The sequence below is a fragment of the Vibrio sp. 99-70-13A1 genome (genome assembly GCF_013114625.1).
Classification (GTDB): Bacteria; Pseudomonadota; Gammaproteobacteria; order Enterobacterales; family Vibrionaceae; genus Vibrio.
On the sequence record NZ_VTXD01000010.1, the window covers coordinates 13,706 to 32,609 of the forward strand.

Sequence of the window (18,904 nt, forward strand, 5' to 3'; positions counted from 1 at the left end):
AGGCATTGCCTAGTATCGAAGCCCAAGAACCTTTTATAGCACCACGACCAATTTGTGGTGGTGCTTTTTTAATTCCATGGAGTCGGGAATGAGAAGTTTGATTTACATTGAGCGACTGTTTAACCGTATTGGTGATGCACTTGGCTGGTTATCCAGCATGCTATTCATACTGTTGGTTGCGAATGTGGTGTATGACGTTGTGATGCGTTATGCCTTTAATGATGTTTCAATCGCTTTCCAAGAGATGGAATGGCATTTATTTTCAGCAGTTTTTTTATTAGGTGTCCCGTACGCGATTAAAGCTGGTGGGCATGTACGTGTAGATGTGTTCTACGAAAGACTTTCCTTCAAAGCACAAGCCATTATTGATTTACTCGGTACCTTCATTTTCTTGCTCCCTTTTTGTCTCCTTGTTGGCTGGTATGGAATCGACTTTGCGAGAGAAAGTTACGAGCTAGGTGAAATTTCAGGAGACCCAGGTGGTCTGCATTACCGCTGGATAATTAAAGCCATGATCCCACTTTCTTTCTTCTTAATGGCACTCAGTGGTGTCGGGCTTGTTCTTCACTCGTTGAATAAGATTATTAACCCTCATTTAGTTCATGCGAACTTAAATCAACCTAAATAGGAGACGATCATGATTGGAATTATTATGTTTTTTGTCGCTCTATTTGCATTGCTTTTAGGGTTTCCAGTTGCTTTTACTTTTGGTGGTATTGCATTAATTTTCGGTGTTTGGGCGGAAGGGGTTGAAATGTTCGCCTTTATGCCTTACCGAATTCAATCGATCATGGAAAACACGGTACTGATGGCCGTACCGCTTTTTGTTTTCATGGGGCTAGTTCTCCAAAAAACGCGTTTAGCAGAGCAGTTGTTAGAGTCAATGGGGCGCTTGTTTGGTGGCGTACGTGGTGGTATCGCCATTTCGACAGTCTTGGTAGGTTCATTACTTGCCGCTTCTACAGGGGTTGTGGGAGCTTCAGTTGTCGCAATGGGGCTGATATCTCTGCCTGTCATGCTTAAATATAATTACGATAAAGGGTTAGCTTGCGGAACCATCTGTGCATCAGGAACGCTTGGGCAAATTATTCCGCCATCGATTGTGCTGATTCTTTTAGGTGATGTGCTTGGTGTACCAGTTGGTGATTTATTTCAAGCCGCAATATGGCCGGGTGTCATGTTGGTTGGAGCGTATATCGTCTACATTTTGATTTATGCCAAGTTGAATCCTGAATCTGCACAACCGATTGAGCGAGATGACTCAATCAGCCGTAAAGAAGAGGTCATTAAAGCACTTAAAGCGATTATTCCACCTCTAGCATTAATTATTGTCGTTCTTGGTTCTATCTTTGCTGGTGTGGCAACACCTACGGAATCAGCCGCTCTTGGTGGTGCAGGTGCGATTGTACTTGCGTTCCTATATGGTCAGTTTAGCTGGCGCATGGTATTTGATGCATCAAAAGAAACAGTAAAAGTAACGGCAATGGTTTTTGCTATATTGCTTGGTGCTACTGCGTTCTCTATGGCATTTACTTACACTGGAGGAGACTACTTAGTTGAAGAGTGGATGCTTGCTATTCCGGGGGATAAGTGGGGTTTCCTAATTATTACAATGTTGGTTATTTTGATACTTGGCTTCTTTATCGATTTCGTTGAGATTTGTTTTATCATCGTGCCAATTATTGCCCCTGTTGCCGAACTTATGGGCATCAATATGACTTGGTTTGCGATCTTAATTGCAATGAATCTTCAAACGTCATTTTTAACGCCGCCATTCGGTTTCAGTCTATTTTATCTGAAAGGGGTAGCTCCGAAAGGGGTGACCACTCAGGATATTTACCGCGGCGTTATGCCTTTTATCGCCATCCAAATCTTAGTCTTGGCGTCATTACTTGTTTTCCCTGGATTCTACGGTATGTGACCAGATTCGATAATGTAGACGAATGATTTCATAGAGCGTTAATAAATTTGATAAAGTAAAACTGCTTGCTGAATAATCAGTAAGCAGTTTTTTTATGAGGAAAAGGAATGCCTCTAAAAGCCAAACTTATCTTGCTTACCTTACTGCCGTTGTTAATTGTATCTGCCAGTATCAGCTGGATTTCATTACATCAGGCTAAAACACTGGGTGAGAAAGAAGTCGAAATTTTTAGGGATAGTTTAATTAAGTCAAAGGAAAGTGCACTGAAAGACAGTGTCGACCTGGCATTTGATGCTATCTCTCATATCTACAATGACCCCAATGCTATTGAAGCAGAAGCCAAAGAAGAAGTGCGCAGTATTCTCACCAAACTTAGGTATGGATCTGATGGTTACTTTTTTGCTTACGATAGCCAAGGAACGAATCTCGTTCACCCCATCTTACCTGAGTTAGTTGGTCAGAATTTATTACACATACAAGATAATGACGGTGACTTCTTAATTGAAGCATTACTAAGAGAAGCCCGATCTGGTGGTGGTTTCCATCAATACCTGTGGCAGAAACCCTCGACTGACGAAGTCGTCTCTAAATTGAGTTATGCCGCCTGGTTAGATAAATGGGATTGGATGATAGGGACTGGTCTTTATATTGAAGATGTAAGCCAAGAAGTTGCCAATATGCAGGCGGCGATCAATAAAAATATTGAGACGACGTTCTTTTCTATCATGGTGATTTTATGCGTCACTGTAGCCGTGATCATTGTGCTTACTCTCGCGATTAATATGCGTGAACATAAAATTGCAGACAATAACTTAAAAGAATTAGCGCATAAGACAGTGATGTTTCAAGAAGATGAAAAGAAGCATTTAGCACGTGAACTGCATGACGGAATCAATCAACTGCTCGTGTCCAGCAAGTGTCATTTAGAGTTATTGAGCCATAAACTCCATGACGAAGAGCTACGGGTTTATTTAGATAAATCACAGCACTCGTTGATGACTGCCATTGATGAAGTAAGGAACATTTCGCATAAGCTTCGCCCTAGTGCTTTGGATGACATAGGTTTAGAAGCTGCTTTATCAAGTTTGCTTATTGATTTTAAAGCTCATTCCGGTGTGGAGGTTGAGACTTTTTTTAGTACTCAAACTGGGAAGTTAAAATCTGAAGCCGCGACTACGCTTTATAGAGTGGTTCAAGAATCATTGAACAATATTGAAAAACATGCACAAGCAAAAAAAGTCACAGTGGTTTTGCATCAAATGGGCAATATGCTCCAACTAATGATTCGGGATGATGGGCTAGGCTTTAACGCCCAAAGTGTCATGCATAAACGAGGAATTGGCTTAAGGAATATGAGAGAACGAGTCGAGTTCATTGGCGGTGAGTTTGAACTGGTTGCAGAAACAGGATTCGGTACAGAGATAACTGTGTTATTAACACTAGAAGGATTGGTGTATGAGTGAAGCGATTAAAGTGGTGATAGTGGATGATCACCAAGTAGTACTCGATGGCTTTATGGCAAGGTTAAGTTTAGAGCCTGATATAGATGTGATTGGTACTGCGAGTAATGGACTTGAGGCGGTTGAACTCGTGAAACAAATAAAGCCTGATGTCACACTCATGGACATTAGTATGCCGATTATGAACGGCATTGATGCGACACATCTGATTAAAGAGTCTCAACCAGATGCGAAAGTGCTCATGCTGACAATGCATAATAACCGTGAATACATCATGAAAGTGATGCAGTCGGGTGCGGTTGGGTACATGCTGAAAGAGATATCATCAGAAAAGATGGTGCAAGCGATTAAAACAGTGAATCAAGGCTCAACCTACTTTTGCGAAAAAGTGACTCAGAATTTATTTTCTCAACCCGTAAAGCCGATTCAATCGCTAAAAAACCCGTTAACAAGAAGGGAAGAAGCAGTATTGAAATTAGTCGCGGGTGGGGAGAGTAGTAAGAAGATTGCGCATCAGTTGAATATAAGTTACCGAACGGTAGAAACCCACAGACATAACATTAAGCATAAGCTTGATATTCACTCAACTGCAGAATTGGCGAAATATGCTGTAAATTTGGGCTTAGTTGAATGATTTTACGCTAAATTACGATAAAAGTGTAATTTAATTACTTTTATTGCAGGTTGACCCAACTTTTTGGAGGTTTTTTTAGTTTTATTGCGACATGTTGATACTATTCTCGACGAAATTTACGCACCGAATGCAATATTGCTGATTTAAGGTGCCGCAAATTAGAGAGGGAAAATGGAGCCTGTAAAGGATAAGTATAGTATTGATAATACTGATTACACAGTAGGTCAAGACAACGTCCAGAAATGGGGGTTTGATGTACATAACCCTGTATTTGGTATTAGTGCTGGTGCAATTATTTTATTTTTAGTTGCTTTGCTTGTTGCTGATTCAGAAACAGCGAAAGCGGCACTTGATGGCATGAAATGGAAAGTTCTTGGTAACTTCGATGGCTTCTTCATGTGGTCTGCAAACCTCTTTGTTATTTTCTGTTTTGCCCTCATTGTCTCCCCTTACGGTAAAATCCGTCTTGGTGGCAATGATGCCAAAGCAGAGCACTCAAACTTATCTTGGATGTCGATGTTATTCGCCTCAGGTATGGGTATAGGACTAATGTTCTGGGGTGTAGCAGAGCCTGTTGCTTACTTCACGGGTTGGTACGAAACGCCGCTTGGTGTTGAAGCTCACTCACCAGAAGCTATAAAGTTGGCTTTAGGTGCGACTATTTATAACTGGGGTCTGCACGGTTGGGCTATTTATGCTGTAGTGGCTCTTGCTCTAGCGTTCTTCACTTTTAACAAAGGCTTACCTCTTTCTATCCGTTCAATTTTCTACCCATTATTAGGTGATAGAGCATGGGGTTGGTTTGGTCATGTTGTTGATATCGTAGCAGTACTTGCAACGTTATTCGGCTTGGCGACATCTTTGGGCTTAGGCGCTCAACAAGCTGCAAGTGGTATCAACCATGTATTTGGTACTGATGGTGGCATCGGTATGCAGCTTATCGTGATTGCTGTAGTAACGGCGCTGGCAACAATGTCGGTAATCCGTGGCATCAATGGCGGTGTTAAGTTACTGAGTAACATTAATATGGTTGTTGCTTTTGGTCTGCTGGTTTTTGTTGCTATCGCTGGTGGCATGGCTGGTATCAAAGCAATTCCAACTGCATTAATGGGTTACATTGAGAACTTTATTCCACTAAGTAATCCACATGGTCGTGATGATGAAACTTGGATGCAAGGTTGGACTGTATTCTATTGGGCTTGGTGGATTTCATGGTCACCGTTCGTAGGTATGTTCATCGCTCGTATTTCTAAAGGTCGTACTATTCGTGAGTTTATGATTGCTGTGCTATTCATCCCTACAACGGTTATCGTTATCTGGATGGCTATTTTCGGTGGCATTGCGATTGACCAAGTAGTAAATAAAGTTGGCGAGATAGGTATTAATGGTCTTCAGGATATTACTCTGTCACTTTTTCATACTTATGACGCATTACCAATGAGTTCATTATTGTCAGTGGTTTCTATCGGATTGATTATGGTGTTTTTCATTACCTCTTCAGATTCTGGTTCACTTGTAATCGACAGTATCACTTCTGGTGGTAAGGTTGATGCGCCAGTACCACAGCGTGTTTTCTGGGCAGTAATTGGCGGTGCTATCGCTGCTGTATTGTTGTGGGTAGGTGGTACTGAATCTATTCAAGCACTACAAGCTGGAACCGTTTCGATGGCATTACCATTTACGTTCATTTTATTGCTAATGTGCTTAAGCTTGTTACTTGGTTTACGTACTGAAAGCCAACTTATGAAGTTAGAAAAAAGTACTAACTAGTAAAGTTTGGTAGCAAACGAGTAATTAAAGGCCGATCTTGTCGGCCTTTTTTTTGCCTTAAATTTACACAATATTGTTTAGTGGTCGAATAATCGTCGAACTCACTTCAGTTTGCTGAAAATACAGCACTAAGCTGCTAGAATATGTACATCCAAGTATATGAATTATTGTGAGAACGAGCTTACTCTGCTTGGGTCATTAAGATGTTCGTTTGTATAGTCATAAGGTAATAAGGGATATTAGTAGTATTCTAAAGAGAGGAATAATGACTAAAGGTATAGATAAATACAGTATCGACAGTACGGATTACACTGTTGGTCAAGATAATGTCCAGAAATGGGGTTTTGATGTTCATAACCCTGTTTTTGGGATTAGCGCTGGTTTCATTGCACTATTTCTAATTGGTGTAATGGTGACTGATGCTGCGACAGCAAAGGCTGCATTAGATGGAATCAAATGGCAGATCATTGGTTCGTTTGATTGGTTATTCATTTGGGCTGGAAACATTTTTGTCGTTTTCTGTTTGGCTCTGATTGTTTCACCATTTGGTAAAATTCGTTTAGGTGGCACTGATGCTACTGCTGATTACTCATTCATGTCGTGGCTTTCAATGTTGTTTGCTGCGGGTATGGGTATTGGTCTTATGTTTTGGAGTGTTGCAGAGCCAGTTGCTTACTTTACAGGCTGGTATGAAACACCATTAGGTGTGGAAGCTAACACTCCTGAAGCTGCCCGTTTAGCGTTAGGCGCAACAATGTATCACTGGGGTTTACACCCTTGGGCTATATATGGTGTTGTAGCATTATCACTAGCATTCTTTACATATAATAAAGGTTTACCGCTTTCTATCCGTTCGATCTTTTACCCTATATTAGGGGATAGAGCGTGGGGTTGGGCTGGTCACATTGTTGATATCTTAGCGGTATTAGCGACATTGTTTGGTCTTGCGACATCTCTTGGTTTAGGGGCTCAGCAAGCGGCAAGTGGTATACATCATGTCTTCGGAATTGACTCTGGTTTAGGGCTTCAAATTGCCGTGATTTCGGTTGTTACCTTACTGGCTGTAGTGTCTGTTCTACGTGGTATTGATGGCGGCGTAAAAGTCATCAGTAACATCAACATGATTATTGCTTTCTTGCTTTTGATTCTTGTTGGAATGATTGGTTACGCTGTTTCACTAGGTTCAATCCCAACAACCTTAATGGCGTATGTAGAAAACCTAATTCCTCTAAGTAACCCGCACGGCCGTAATGACGAAGCTTGGTTCCAAGGTTGGACTGTATTCTACTGGGCTTGGTGGATTTCATGGTCACCATTTGTTGGCATGTTCATCGCTCGTGTTTCTAAAGGTCGTACTGTTCGTGAATTCTTAACGGCAGTATTGATTGTACCGACGTCAGTCACTCTAATTTGGATGTCTGTATTTGGTGGCTTGGCAATTGATCAGGTAGTGAACAACATCGGTGAACTAGGTGCAAATGGTTTAACGGATGTATCACTGGCTATGTTCCAGATGTTTGACTCACTACCGTTTGGTAACATGCTTTCTATCATTGCGGTTGTACTGGTACTTGTATTCTTTATCACTTCGTCAGACAGTGGTTCACTGGTTATTGATAGCATTACTGCTGGTGGTAAAGTTGATGCACCTGTACTGCAACGCGTATTCTGGGCTTTCCTTGAAGGTGCGATTGCGGTTGCATTACTTTGGGTTGGCGGTACAGAAGCTGTTCAGGCATTACAAGCGGGTGCGATTTCAACGGCACTTCCGTTTACCATCATTCTACTAATGATGTGTGTAAGCTTATTGATGGGTATGCGTACAGAGAAGCGCTAATCCATCAAAATAATATACGAATATGGTTAGCTAGCTAATTGGTATTCAATATGAAAGGCAGATGATTTATTTCATCTGCCTTTTTTATAAATGTACAAAACATAAGCTGGTATTTTTTTGACTGTGGCAGTGATTTGTCATGTTTTGGAGTTCAATTACAAATACTTACATTGTTAAAATAAATGATTAAAATCGCTCGAATTTACCAGAGTAATTGGATAGTATGCGCGTGATCTCAATCACACACGGCGTAACTCATCATGACATTGACACTTAAGCAAAAGCTTATAGGCGCAAGCTTATCTGCGGTTGTATTAATGGCGACAGCCTTAACTTGGCTATCGGCAAATCAGCTTTTTGAACAAACTCGTAATGGCGTATATTTACGAGCAGAAAGCGTATCTGAAGCTGCATCGGAAGGCATCAAAAACTGGATTGATATCCGTAGAGATATTGCTTCAGCATTCAATGATTTTTCTCAAGAAAGTGATGTAGTTCCTTTCTTGAAGCAAGCTCGCGTAGCGGGTGGCTTTGACGATATTTTCTTAGGTACGCCAGAAGGCGGCATGTACCGTTCTCATCCTGAGCGTAACAGAGCGGGTTACGATCCTCGTCAACGTCCTTGGTACCAAGAAGCGAATGCAGCAGGTCGTCAGATCATCACGACAGCTTACACTGATGCGATTACTCAAGCACTATTAGTAACGATTGCTGAACCTGTTCGTAATAACGGTAACTTGGTTGGTGTAGTGGGTGCTGATGTACTTATTGACCAACTTGTGAGCGACGTTATTAGCTTAGATGTAGGTGACAATGCTTACGCAATGCTAATTGATGCAACCGACGGGACATTCCTAGCGCACCCTAACCAATCTCTTAGCTTGAAGCCAGTTAGCCAATTGTCTAATGATCTATCCATGTCGTCTATCGAGCAATCAATGCGCGCCGGCAGGATTGAAATGATTCATGAGCGTGGTGTTGATAAGCTTATCTACTTTACTAAAGTACCAAATACCAATTGGATATTTGGTGTTCAAATGGATAAGGCAACAGAAGAAGCGAATCACGGAACACTGCTAACTCAACTTATTACGACTGCTGTCGTGATTACTCTTATCGTGATTCTTCTAGTTTCATGGTTAGTAAGCTTCTTATTTAGAGACTTAAAACGAGTGTCTGATGCCTTAGAAGAAATTGCTGGTGGTGAAGGCGATTTAACTCAGCGCTTAGAGCCAAAGAGTGATGATGAAGTCGGTCAACTAGCGAAAAGCTTTAACCGTTTTGTGGGCAACATGCACCATATGGTGATCAAACTTAGCGATGTATCTGCAGCGCTTTCTGAACAGTCTCGTTTAACTGCGTCACAAGCAGAAGAAAGAAGCGCACGTATCCGTTTACAGCAAGATGAAATCAATATGGTTGCTACTGCTGTAAATGAAATGGCGGCGGCGACCCAAGAAATTGCGGGTAATGCGGATCAAACGGCTCAGAACTCTTCGGAAGCTGTAGTTGCAAGTGTTCATGGTACTGACCAAGTTTCTCAAACTCAAAGTTCAATTCAGAACTTGGCGGAAGAAGTTCAAGTCGCTACGAATGTTATTCTAGAGCTTGAAGAGCATGGTAACAGCATCAACATGATCCTTTCGAATATCCAAGGGATTGCTGAGCAAACTAACTTGCTTGCGCTGAATGCTGCGATTGAAGCGGCTCGTGCTGGCGAACAAGGCCGTGGCTTTGCAGTTGTTGCGGATGAAGTGAGAGTGTTAAGCCAACGTACGCATGGTTCAACGCAAGAAATTCAGAAGACTATTGAATTGCTTCAAGGTACAACAGGTAAAGCGGTCAATATCATGAATGATAGCCGTTCACTTGCAACAACCAGTGTTGATGATGCAAACTCAGCAGCAGCGAGCCTGACGCAGATTCATACTGCGGTTGAGCGCATCAGTGATATGGCAATGCAAATTGCTTCTGCAGCGGAAGAACAAGCGTCTGTAACTTCAGAGATCACTCGTAACACTGAAGGAATTCGTGATGTATCTAATGAGCTTGCAACTGAAGCTCATGATGCTGCCGATCAAGCTGCTCAGTTATCTGAGCTATCGCATGAGCTAGAAAACGAGATTCGTCGCTTTAAGCTGTAATCTTCTAGCTAAGTGAAAGTGACTAGATGGTGGTGAGCGAGTGTCTTTACCATCATTGAATCACAATTAAAAAAAGGAGCCTCTTGGCTCCTTTTTTGTATTCTTTCGAATGTATCACGCGTTGTTATTCTTCACTAAGCACTAAGCACTAAGCACTAAGCACTAAGCTAAAACCCAAAAGCACTAAACCAAACTAATAAGCCATAAGCCATAAGCCATAAGCCCAAAGCGTACAGCTATGATTGGCTGATAAATATTGAATAATTAGAGCCAGAAATCTTTAATGGGCTTACTCGAATCAAAGTGGTGCGCTATTTGAGCTTGTAATAACTCGGCAGTTGCAATGGCATCCGTTAAAGCATGGTGCGGAGAGTAATCAGGCAAGCTGTAGCGACGTCTGCTTTGTCCAAGTCTAACAGACTTAGGTTTCTTGCCTTTTAGCTTATTCCAAAGCCCCCCTGCGTCTTTATATTGAATTTGAGATTCAATTGCCAAAGTATCAAGAACAGGAAATTCAATGCCTTCCCCCAAACGAACCTTCAAAGCATTTTCCAAGAAATCTCGTTCGATTCGGCGATAGTGGACCACCACTATATGCCCTGATATGGCCTCTAGTACTTCATCTAATACTTCATCCAAATCGGGCGCATCAATGATGTCATTATGAGTAATACCATGGATAACCACAGATTCTTCCTCAAGCTTTTGGCTGGGTCTTAATGTCCAGTGGCGGGCATCTTTGAGAAAGATTCTATTTAATGTAAACGGCACTAATCCAATGGTGATGATCCCATCTTTTTTTGCATTTAGACCTGTTGTTTCAAAGTCCAAAGCTAAGAATTTCACATCAGACAGCGGTGTCTCAGGTGCTGGCAGAGGGTTGCTGTAGAATTGCTTTAGTCGTTCATCTTTTGCTCGCTCAAACTTTTGAGCAAATTTAAACGGCCAATCGACAGCGGGTGACTTAAATAATGAATTCATAAGCGTTACTTAAAGCTATTGTTGGCTTGATAACGGAACTTTAAGAAGTTCTGCGCGTTACTGAGGATTTGGAACGCATCTTTTAGGTTACGACGTTCAAAATCAGATAAGTTCTCAGGCTCGATATTATTATCAGGCTCAATCTCATTGGTCACATCAAGTGCTTGGTGTCTAATTCGAACCATAGAAATAAACTCCATAGCATCCTTAAGATCTTGAGCTCTTCCTTTAGGAAGAATACCCGCGTCCATAATATCGTCTAAGCGTTCAAATGAGTTCTGTGAGCGAGAAGCAACCGCGAGCGAATGCACACGAATCAGGTCAGCAAGTGGAGCTGTACCGCGTCTTTTAAGATTGATGGAGTTATTATGACGACCATCTTTTTCCATTACGAAGTCTTTAAAGAAACCAAGTGGTGGTGTGCGATTTAGCGCATTTCTTGCCAAACAAGCTAGGAAACGGTTGTTCTTACGTGCGCGTCGAATTATGAAGCTGTTCAGTTGTTCTGCCCATTTCAAACGACCAAATACGCCATCTAAATCAAAGAAGATGGATGCATTGAGTAAGGCTTTAGGGTTCGGATTATCTATCCAATCAGAAAAGCATTCTTCCCATTTTGTACGCGTCATTCGCCAAGTTGGGTTGGTTGCCATGATGTCGCCAGTACAGTAGCTATAACCACATTGGTCTAAACCATCACAAATGAATTTAGAAAGATCTTCAAAATACTTGTTATGTTTTTCATGGTTGAATGTGTCATCAAGGATAATCGCATTGTCTTGATCAGTAACGATTAACTGCTCATCACGACCCATAGAACCAAGCGCAAGGAAACAATACGGAATAGGAGGCGCACCTAAAGACTCTTCTGCAAGCTCGATAATACGTTGTTTGAAGCTTCGACCAATAACCGACATAGCCGTGCCAACCATGTGCGCATTGGCGTCCTCATTGACCAAACGAACAAAACTGTCTTTCACTTGCTCAGACAGGACTTTGAGATCTTCAATGGTTTGCTGTTGGAAAATACTGCTTACAAGCAATAAAGAGTTTTGAGATTCGTAACGAACAATATCGGTGGTTTCGATTATGCCGATAGGCTTTTTATCTTTTAGTACCGGTAAGTGGTGCACGTTATAACGGAGCATCGTCAACATTGCTTCATAAACGTAGGCATTGTGGTCGAGCGATATCACTTCTTGAGTCATCACGCTGGCAACATCATCAGATGGATCTAACCCTTGAGCAAGCACTCGGGTACACAAGTCACGGTCAGTTATAATACCAATAACCGGTGTAGAGTCATCATCTTCATCATCAACAATATCAGGGTCGATAATTAATAATGATGAAACATGCTCTTCTGCCATTATGGTAGCAGCTTCTTGAATCGTATGGTTTTTATCTATTGATGGTGCTTCACGTGTTAATAATGTTTTTACCTTAGATGTGGTCAGATCATTCGCATCATTACTGTCTGAGTTAGCTTGGCGTAATCGCGCATTATCTTCTACTTCAACAAAGTCAGCGAACGTATCAAAATTCTCATATAACTCCATGAATACGCTTTCTGGAATGCAGTAAAGCAATGTGTCTTCAATGGCTTTAACAGGAAAGCGAACTTTATTATTGGTGAGGAGTCCCATTTGACCGAAAACATGACCTTCATCCAAGCGGTTATATAGCTCCCCCTTACGGCGATACACTTCAGCTTCGCCACTTCTCACCATATAAAGATCATGAATTTGGTCGCCAAAATGAATGATCGGCGTACCTTGTCGATAGTAAGATATTTCAACGCTGTTGGTGATCATGGTAAGAGTTTCTTCAGGCAGTTCGCTGAATGGAGGGTATTGTGCTAGAAAGTTTTGAATCTCTAATAGCTCGGCTTCCATAAGGGGTATCCATAAATTCGTATGGTTTTATGTTACAACAATTGCAAATATATTGCCGTCATAATTCATTCTGTGAGCGAAAACCTTTTTAAAGTCTGATGGATAGACTACCTTTTTATTAGTTCGGTCAGTTTATTATGAGTTAAAGAGGTAGCTAATGTTCAAGTATAGTTTGGTTCCTGTATTGATGGCTTGTTCTTCAATAGCTTGTTCGTCAATCACATGGGCGAATGAAAACTCAACAGATATCCTTGATTACGATTACGTTTATGCCTCAGCAGGATCTGGTAGCTTAAATGAGGATGCTGCAGCAAACGCGAATGCATCTATTTATGCGTTGGGTGTGAGTTACATGATGAACGAGAGTTGGTTACTACTAGGGGATTATACCGCTCGGTTTATTCACCCTAATGACACTACAGCACGTGTTGATACATTAATGGGTGGGGTAGGCTATCGTTATAACCTAATGCAGGACTTCGATCTTATTGCGTCTTATAATTTAGGTATAACGAAAGCAAAGGTTGAGCTGAACTCGAATAATACGACAGTGTCTTCAGATACAGAGTTTATTCATGGCGGAAAAGTCGCCCTAAACTATGGCTTTGCAGAATCATGGATCGCGAGTGGTAGTATTCAAGTGAATCGAAGTGACCTTATTGATGAAGAAATTTATCAAACAAGTTTACGTTATTTAGTCACAGATCAGTTTGCGATAGGTGGTTTTTATGCACACCGTGATGGCAATACACAAAGAACTAACGAATTGGGTATTAACTTTTTACTTGAGTATTAAATCTCAAATGATGATCTACATAGCGTAACTAGTGATCAGCTACTATCTAAAAGCTAAAAGCTAAAAGCTAAAAGCTAAAAGTTAAAAAGCCAGCATTGCGCTGGCTTTTTACATTAATCTTTAAACAATCGATAAGACCATGTGTATTGGTAAATCAGCGTTATAAAACAGCTGCGATACCTTTACAAAGTGGACCCATGTTCGATTTAGTCATACCAGCAACACTGATTCGACCCGAACCTACAATGTAGATTGCAAACTCATCTTTAAGTCGAGTTACTTGCTCTTTAGTCAGACCAGAGAAAGAGAACATGCCGTTTTGACGTTCGATGAACGTGAAGTCTGCGTCTACACCTTCAGCTTTAAGCGTCGTTACGAAAAGCTCACGCATTTCTTGGATACGGTCACGCATCTCAGCAACTTCAGCTTCCCATTCTGCACGTAAGTCTGCATCACCAAGAATGTGAGTAACGACTGCACTACCGTGGGCTGGTGGGTTTGAGTAGATAGAGCGGATAATGCTCTTGATTTGAGAGAATGCAGTCGTAGCAATATCTGCTGATTCAGCAACAAGCGTAAATGCACCTACGCGTTCGTTGTATAGACCGAAGTTTTTAGAGAAAGAACTCGCGACTAAAATTTCCTTGTTGTACTTAGCAAAAGTACGAAGACCTGCAGCATCTTCTTCAACACCTTTAGCAAAACCTTGGTAAGCAAAATCGAATAAAGGTAATAGCCCTTTGTTTGCTACTAATTTAGCTAGAGTTTCCCACTCGTCAGCTGTTGGGTCGATACCTGTAGGGTTGTGACAGCAGCCGTGTAGAAGCACGATGTCGCCAGCCGATGCTTTTTCTAGGTCAGCAATCATGCCTGCGAAATCTTTGTCTTTCGTTTCTGCATTGTAGTAGCTGTATTGTGCTGTTTCGATACCCGCAGCGGCGAATACACCATTGTGGTTTGCCCACGTAGGGTTACTGATCCAAATTTTAGCATCGCCAAGTTGACGTTTAATGAATTCACCCGCTACGCGAAGGGCACCTGTACCACCAGGAGCTTGAGCAGTTTTAGCACGTAGACCAGATACGATTTCTGAATCAGCACCAAAAAGTAGCTTCTGAACAGCAAGACCGTATTCAGCCGTACCTTCAATTGTTAGGTAAGATTTTGTTTTTTCATTCTCAAGAAGCGAAGCTTCTGCTTTCTTTACTGTTTTAAGAACCGGAGTTTGGCCGGCTTCATTTTTGTAGATACCAACACCTAGGTTGATTTTTTCAGCACGAGTATCTTTTTTAAATTCTTCAGTCAGTCCGAGAATTGGGTCTGCAGGAGCAGCTAAAACTTTTTCAAACATAATCTTCATCCATGTCAATTGAAGGGAGGATAGTAACAACTCCAGTATTTATACCTGTAAGGTTTTTTTAAGACAACATGAAGCGAACAGAAAAGTAAAAAAAAGTCAGTTTGAGAGAAATTATTCAATCAAGACTAAAGTTTTCATAAAAAAGCCCCTAATGCGGTGCTCATTAGGGGCTGAATATTCGTGTTTTGTAAGAAATGAATTAAACAGGTTGAGATATGAAGCTTTCTCGCTCTAATTCATTCAAATCAGCCTTTCCGTCTTGGTAATTTGACGCGATATCTACAAACTTGTCTTCAACCGCTAAGAAAGCGTCAACTACTTGAGGGTCGAAATGGGTTCCGTTACCTTCAAGAATAATGCTCTTGGCTTTGTCATGAGAAAAGGCGGGTTTATAGATCCGCTTTGAAATGAGAGCATCATAGACATCAGCAAGGGCCATTAAACGCCCTGATAACGGGATATCTTCACCTGAAAGCTGATTAGGGTAGCCAGAGCCATTCCACTTTTCATGATGAGTTAATGAAATTTCTTTGGCGACTCTTAAAAATGAACTGCTTCCTAATTGTTTTTCCGCTATAGAAAGCGCTTCTGCCCCAATCTCAGGGTGACCTTTCATTATCTCAAACTCTTCATCGGTCAGTTTTCCAGGCTTTAGAAGAACATTGTCAGGAATGCCGACTTTGCCTACATCATGAAGCGGCGCAGATTTATAAAGTAACTCAATATATTGAGGGTTGAGTAAAGAAGAGTGCTTGTCAGATAAGCTCAGATGTTCTGCAAGTACTTTGACATATTCTTGGGTTCTTAAAATATGAGCGCCAGTTTCATTGTCTCGTGATTCAGCCAGTGCCGATAAACTTACAATTGCAACATCGCGCGTAGTTTTTACTTCAGTTTGAGCTGACTCTAGGCTGTCAAGCATCGAGTTTGTTAAAGAAGCCATTGAACCAAGCTCATCGTAACCAAAGATAGGCAGCCTAACGTTAGTATCCCCTTTGGTTACCTTTTCCAATGAGCACTCTTGGCTAAGTAAAACTCGCTTAATTAGCTTACTCCACAGCATCATGATGGTAACGGCATAGCCAGCAAGGACGACAGATAAAAAGATAAACTCTTTAATCACACTCACTTTCCCCGTGCCATCAAGTAAACGGGCAGGGTTGTGCTCTAACCAAAAAACATCTTTCACAGCAACCATTGTGAGCATTGTGGTTAATGTACCTAGTAACAGCACGACTAACCAAATCATCTGTTTCACTAAAGAGATACGCTGACCTGATAATGAAAAATCGAATTGACCAGTACGATCCATCTCATCCATTTGAGCAAGCTTAGCCACTAGCTGCAAAATAGTGCCGGTGAAGAAACCAAATAAAGACATGCCAAACAACACTTTCAGATTGCTGTCGATTGGGAAGTCGTAACTCATGCTGTAATAGATCGCGAAAGGAACACTCGCGATAAAAAATAAGGTTGTATCTAACTGTGCAAACTTGGTTTCTTTCACTAAGTGGTGGTTAGCAAGTGCAAAGTGTCGAATTAGAAACATTATAGTAAAAACGATACTGACGTGCGTTAAGACTTCTAGCGCGGTAAGCGTTTCTAACATCGGACACACTCGCCCGCCATATGTACCAAATAAGGCACCCGCAATAACGTATAACTTGAACGTTAAAGACGCATTATAGTTCGATTTATCCATGGATAAGCCCTTTTGTAATTTCGCGCTAGAACCTTTTTACACTGGTATTTTTGTTCAAGCTGGTCTTTTTGCTCACGCTAGTATTTTTATTCACACTAGTATCATTATTTTAGACCTAGTCATTAATTAGCGACGTAGTTCTTTTATTAGTAACGCAGCTCTTTGCAACAACGCAGATCTTTGCTTAGTTAGATGCTGTTTTTTGCATTTTATTTTTTGAAAATTGATAGATCCTAGCAAGCGATAGCCATAACTGTGATGAATAAAGACCGGGGATTCTATCGGTAGATTTCACATTATGATACAAAAGATTTAACAATAAAAAGGATAGGTAAATCGAGTGCAGACATAAAAATAGCTCCTAACAATATTTAGGAGCTATAACTAATTGATAAAAATGTATTTAATGAGCGGTTGGCTCTATTTTTTTAGATTCATTTGCGACTCAATAGAGTCTGTTTCAATTTTTGGGTGCGAAGCTAACTTGTCCGTTGCCCATTCGTTAATGTGCTTTAAAATCGCTGAAACAGCCTGTTTTTTTGAAACCGTTTGTCCTTGTTCTACTTCTAGTTTTTGTTTTGGGTGAGAACCTGTTGCATCTTCAGCAATGTGTAACCAATCTGGATGCCAGTAATACGGTTGCCCACTTGGTGTTGTCCAACTGTGAACACCATTTGATTCACCTTTGTAATCCAACTGCTCTGCATCTATTTTTTTCATTGTTATCTCGCATCTTTTGTAGGGTTAGATTCATGACTTAATTAGGTCATGTAATCCAACTTAGCAGAGCAGATAAAGTTATCTGTGAGTCATTTCACACAATTACCGAAATTTACTGCAATGGTTTGGTTCGGTAGGTTCAAGAACTCACTTAATGGTAGAGTAACCAGTTGATTGAATTTATTAAGGTAGTTGTATTACATGGCACGTTATGAAGAGCTGGCAAAGGATATTCGAGATCAGATCGCAAATAATACTTGGCGATCCGGTGAGAAAATCCCTTCAGTTCGAATGAGCTGCCGAAACTACAATGTCAGTAACAGCACCGTACTTCAAGCTTATCAGTTGTTGGAAAGCCAAGGTTGGATAACGGCAAAGCCTCAATCGGGTTATTTTGTTACTCCAAGAGTAGATGGCGTTCAAAACCAGCCTGAAGAGGCTAAAGAAAAAAAAGCCATTAATGACCGTTTGTTTGATTTCTTGAAATCGAGCTCAGCAGAAGGTGTGATTCCTTTTGGCTCCGCATTTCCAGATCCTGCCTTATTCCCCCTCCCAGCGTTGACTCGTAATTTAGCCAGTGCAGGGCGAAAAATGACAGGCGCGAGCTTGATAGACAATCTTCCCCCGGGAAGTGAGTCATTACGTCGTCAGATTGCACAGCGTTACCTTCAGCAGGGCATCACCGTAAGCCATCAAGATATCGTTATTACCTCTGGGGCAATGGAGGCTCTTAATCTTAGCTTGCAGGCGGTTACACAAGCGGGTGATAACGTTGTGATTGAGTCACCCGCTTTTTATGGCGCATTACAGGCGATTGAAAGGTTAGGGTTAAACCCAATTGAAGTGGAGGTATGCCCAATAAAAGGGCTGGATCTAGAGCAATTTGCACGTGTTTTAGAAAGCCATGACGTGAAGGCTTGTTGGCTGATGACGACATTCCAAAACCCTACCGGAACCAGCTTATCAAATGAACAAAAGCAAGAAGTGGTTAGAGTTGCGACTCAGCATAATACTTACATTATTGAGGACGATGTATATGGTGATTTGTACTACTCAGAAGTGAAACCTAAACCACTTAAAGCATTCGACAAATCTGATTCTGTATTGTTGTGCGGTTCATATTCCAAGAGTTTATGCCCGGGCTATCGAGTCGGGTGGGTGGTGAATAAGCGTTTTAATGATCCCATACAAAAGCTGCAATTGATGTCTACTTTGTCGAGCAGTGCACCAGTTCAGTTAGGCATTGCTCACTTTCTTACTCATGAAAGCTATGATAACCACCTGCGTAAGTTAAGGAAAAATCTCATTGCACGAAAAGAAGCGTTCATTGAGCAGCTCAAAAACTACTTTCCTAAAAGCATTCAGATACTTGAACCAGACGGCGGTTATTTCATTTGGGTTCGCTTTGAACCTCCTTTTGACAGTAAGACATTTTACCAACAAGCCATCGCTGAAGGGATAAGTGTTGCATCTGGCGATCTGTTTAGTGAAAACGGAAGTGTTGATCACGCCATTAGATTGAATTTTTCCTATGAACTTACCGATCAAAAGGATGCGGCTTTGAAGTTATTGGGGAAGCTTGCACATCGGCTTAACTATTGAAAGTTTGAGTGAATCTTTTAAGTTGGTTGTGTAAGTGACACCCATAAGCGCTGATTACTTGAAATTCTTATTTTTATCGACA

At 41.2% G+C, this 18,904-nt stretch carries 14 protein-coding genes; 9 read left to right on the forward strand and 5 right to left on the reverse strand.

Going from position 1 to position 18,904, the window contains the following annotated elements; genetic code table 11:
* Positions 1–88 precede the first annotated feature (88 nt).
* The 7 genes from F0226_RS08790 to F0226_RS08820 all read left to right on the forward strand — a co-directional run bounded on the left by F0226_RS08790 (position 89) and on the right by F0226_RS08820 (position 9,766).
* On the forward strand, positions 89–628 hold the full coding sequence (locus F0226_RS08790) for a TRAP transporter small permease subunit (RefSeq protein ID WP_171735290.1): 540 nt from the start codon (positions 89–91) through the stop codon (positions 626–628).
* A 9-nt stretch (positions 629–637) separates the two neighbouring features.
* The gene (locus F0226_RS08795) at positions 638–1,921 is read left to right on the forward strand and encodes a TRAP transporter large permease subunit (protein ID WP_171735291.1); all 1,284 of its coding nucleotides are present in this window, start codon (positions 638–640) and stop codon (positions 1,919–1,921) included.
* Positions 1,922–2,028: 107 nt separating this feature from the next.
* Positions 2,029–3,384: a cache domain-containing protein gene (locus F0226_RS08800; protein WP_171735292.1), complete on the forward strand. Its 1,356-nt coding sequence runs from the start codon at positions 2,029–2,031 to the stop codon at positions 3,382–3,384.
* Positions 3,377–4,015 (forward strand): response regulator transcription factor, encoded by a 639-nt coding sequence (locus F0226_RS08805; RefSeq protein ID WP_171735293.1) that lies wholly within the window; start codon positions 3,377–3,379, stop codon positions 4,013–4,015. The genes F0226_RS08800 and F0226_RS08805 overlap by 8 nt, the downstream gene beginning before the upstream one ends.
* A gap of 171 nt (positions 4,016–4,186) precedes the next feature.
* A complete protein-coding gene (locus F0226_RS08810; RefSeq protein WP_171735294.1) occupies positions 4,187–5,785 on the forward strand; it encodes a BCCT family transporter in 1,599 nt (532 codons plus the stop codon).
* A gap of 265 nt (positions 5,786–6,050) precedes the next feature.
* Complete coding sequence (locus F0226_RS08815) at positions 6,051–7,622, forward strand: BCCT family transporter (RefSeq protein ID WP_171735295.1); 1,572 nt, start codon at positions 6,051–6,053, stop codon at positions 7,620–7,622.
* Between the two features lie 260 nt (positions 7,623–7,882).
* Positions 7,883–9,766 carry a methyl-accepting chemotaxis protein gene (locus F0226_RS08820; RefSeq protein WP_171735296.1) on the forward strand — a complete coding sequence of 628 codons (1,884 nt, stop codon included), beginning with the start codon at positions 7,883–7,885 and terminating at the stop codon, positions 9,764–9,766.
* A gap of 264 nt (positions 9,767–10,030) precedes the next feature.
* Here F0226_RS08820 and F0226_RS08825 read toward each other — a convergent pair whose 3' ends face one another.
* Both F0226_RS08825 and F0226_RS08830 read right to left on the reverse strand, forming a co-directional pair.
* Positions 10,031–10,747: a 3'-5' exonuclease gene (locus tag F0226_RS08825; protein ID WP_171735297.1), complete on the reverse strand. Its 717-nt coding sequence runs from the start codon at positions 10,745–10,747 to the stop codon at positions 10,031–10,033.
* A 5-nt stretch (positions 10,748–10,752) separates the two neighbouring features.
* On the reverse strand, positions 10,753–12,642 hold the full coding sequence (locus F0226_RS08830) for a DUF294 nucleotidyltransferase-like domain-containing protein (RefSeq protein WP_171735298.1): 1,890 nt from the start codon (positions 12,640–12,642) through the stop codon (positions 10,753–10,755).
* Between the two features lie 187 nt (positions 12,643–12,829).
* On the opposite strand from F0226_RS08830, the gene F0226_RS08835 reads away from it, so the two are divergent.
* Positions 12,830–13,438: an outer membrane beta-barrel protein gene (locus F0226_RS08835; protein WP_171735353.1), complete on the forward strand. Its 609-nt coding sequence runs from the start codon at positions 12,830–12,832 to the stop codon at positions 13,436–13,438.
* Between the two features lie 160 nt (positions 13,439–13,598).
* Here the strand turns inward: F0226_RS08835 and F0226_RS08840 are convergent, their stop codons facing one another.
* The 3 genes from F0226_RS08840 to F0226_RS08850 all read right to left on the reverse strand — a co-directional run bounded on the left by F0226_RS08840 (position 13,599) and on the right by F0226_RS08850 (position 17,220).
* Entirely contained in the window at positions 13,599–14,789 is a 1,191-nt protein-coding gene (locus F0226_RS08840) for an amino acid aminotransferase (protein WP_171735299.1), read from the reverse strand.
* A gap of 208 nt (positions 14,790–14,997) precedes the next feature.
* Positions 14,998–16,500, reverse strand: coding sequence for an HD domain-containing phosphohydrolase (locus F0226_RS08845; RefSeq protein ID WP_171735300.1), 1,503 nt, complete (start codon positions 16,498–16,500; stop codon positions 14,998–15,000).
* Positions 16,501–16,920: 420 nt separating this feature from the next.
* The gene (locus tag F0226_RS08850; RefSeq protein ID WP_171735301.1) at positions 16,921–17,220 is read right to left on the reverse strand and encodes a hypothetical protein; all 300 of its coding nucleotides are present in this window, start codon (positions 17,218–17,220) and stop codon (positions 16,921–16,923) included.
* Between the two features lie 201 nt (positions 17,221–17,421).
* On the opposite strand from F0226_RS08850, the gene F0226_RS08855 reads away from it, so the two are divergent.
* A complete protein-coding gene (locus F0226_RS08855; protein ID WP_171735302.1) occupies positions 17,422–18,822 on the forward strand; it encodes a PLP-dependent aminotransferase family protein in 1,401 nt (466 codons plus the stop codon).
* Positions 18,823–18,904 lie beyond the last annotated feature (82 nt).

Coding starts and splice junctions, on each gene's coding strand:
- F0226_RS08800 (WP_171735292.1), top strand. CDS start 2,029: ATGCCTCTAAAAGCCAAACTTATCTTGCTTACCTTACTGCCGTTGTTA.
- F0226_RS08855 (WP_171735302.1), top strand. CDS start 17,422: ATGGCACGTTATGAAGAGCTGGCAAAGGATATTCGAGATCAGATCGCA.
- F0226_RS08795 (WP_171735291.1), top strand. CDS start 638: ATGATTGGAATTATTATGTTTTTTGTCGCTCTATTTGCATTGCTTTTA.
- F0226_RS08825 (WP_171735297.1), bottom strand. CDS start 10,747: ATGAATTCATTATTTAAGTCACCCGCTGTCGATTGGCCGTTTAAATTT.
- F0226_RS08845 (WP_171735300.1), bottom strand. CDS start 16,500: ATGGATAAATCGAACTATAATGCGTCTTTAACGTTCAAGTTATACGTT.
- F0226_RS08840 (WP_171735299.1), bottom strand. CDS start 14,789: ATGTTTGAAAAAGTTTTAGCTGCTCCTGCAGACCCAATTCTCGGACTG.
- F0226_RS08820 (WP_171735296.1), top strand. CDS start 7,883: ATGACATTGACACTTAAGCAAAAGCTTATAGGCGCAAGCTTATCTGCG.
- F0226_RS08790 (WP_171735290.1), top strand. CDS start 89: ATGAGAAGTTTGATTTACATTGAGCGACTGTTTAACCGTATTGGTGAT.
- F0226_RS08850 (WP_171735301.1), bottom strand. CDS start 17,220: ATGAAAAAAATAGATGCAGAGCAGTTGGATTACAAAGGTGAATCAAAT.
- F0226_RS08835 (WP_171735353.1), top strand. CDS start 12,830: ATGGCTTGTTCTTCAATAGCTTGTTCGTCAATCACATGGGCGAATGAA.
- F0226_RS08830 (WP_171735298.1), bottom strand. CDS start 12,642: ATGGAAGCCGAGCTATTAGAGATTCAAAACTTTCTAGCACAATACCCT.
- F0226_RS08805 (WP_171735293.1), top strand. CDS start 3,377: ATGAGTGAAGCGATTAAAGTGGTGATAGTGGATGATCACCAAGTAGTA.
- F0226_RS08810 (WP_171735294.1), top strand. CDS start 4,187: ATGGAGCCTGTAAAGGATAAGTATAGTATTGATAATACTGATTACACA.
- F0226_RS08815 (WP_171735295.1), top strand. CDS start 6,051: ATGACTAAAGGTATAGATAAATACAGTATCGACAGTACGGATTACACT.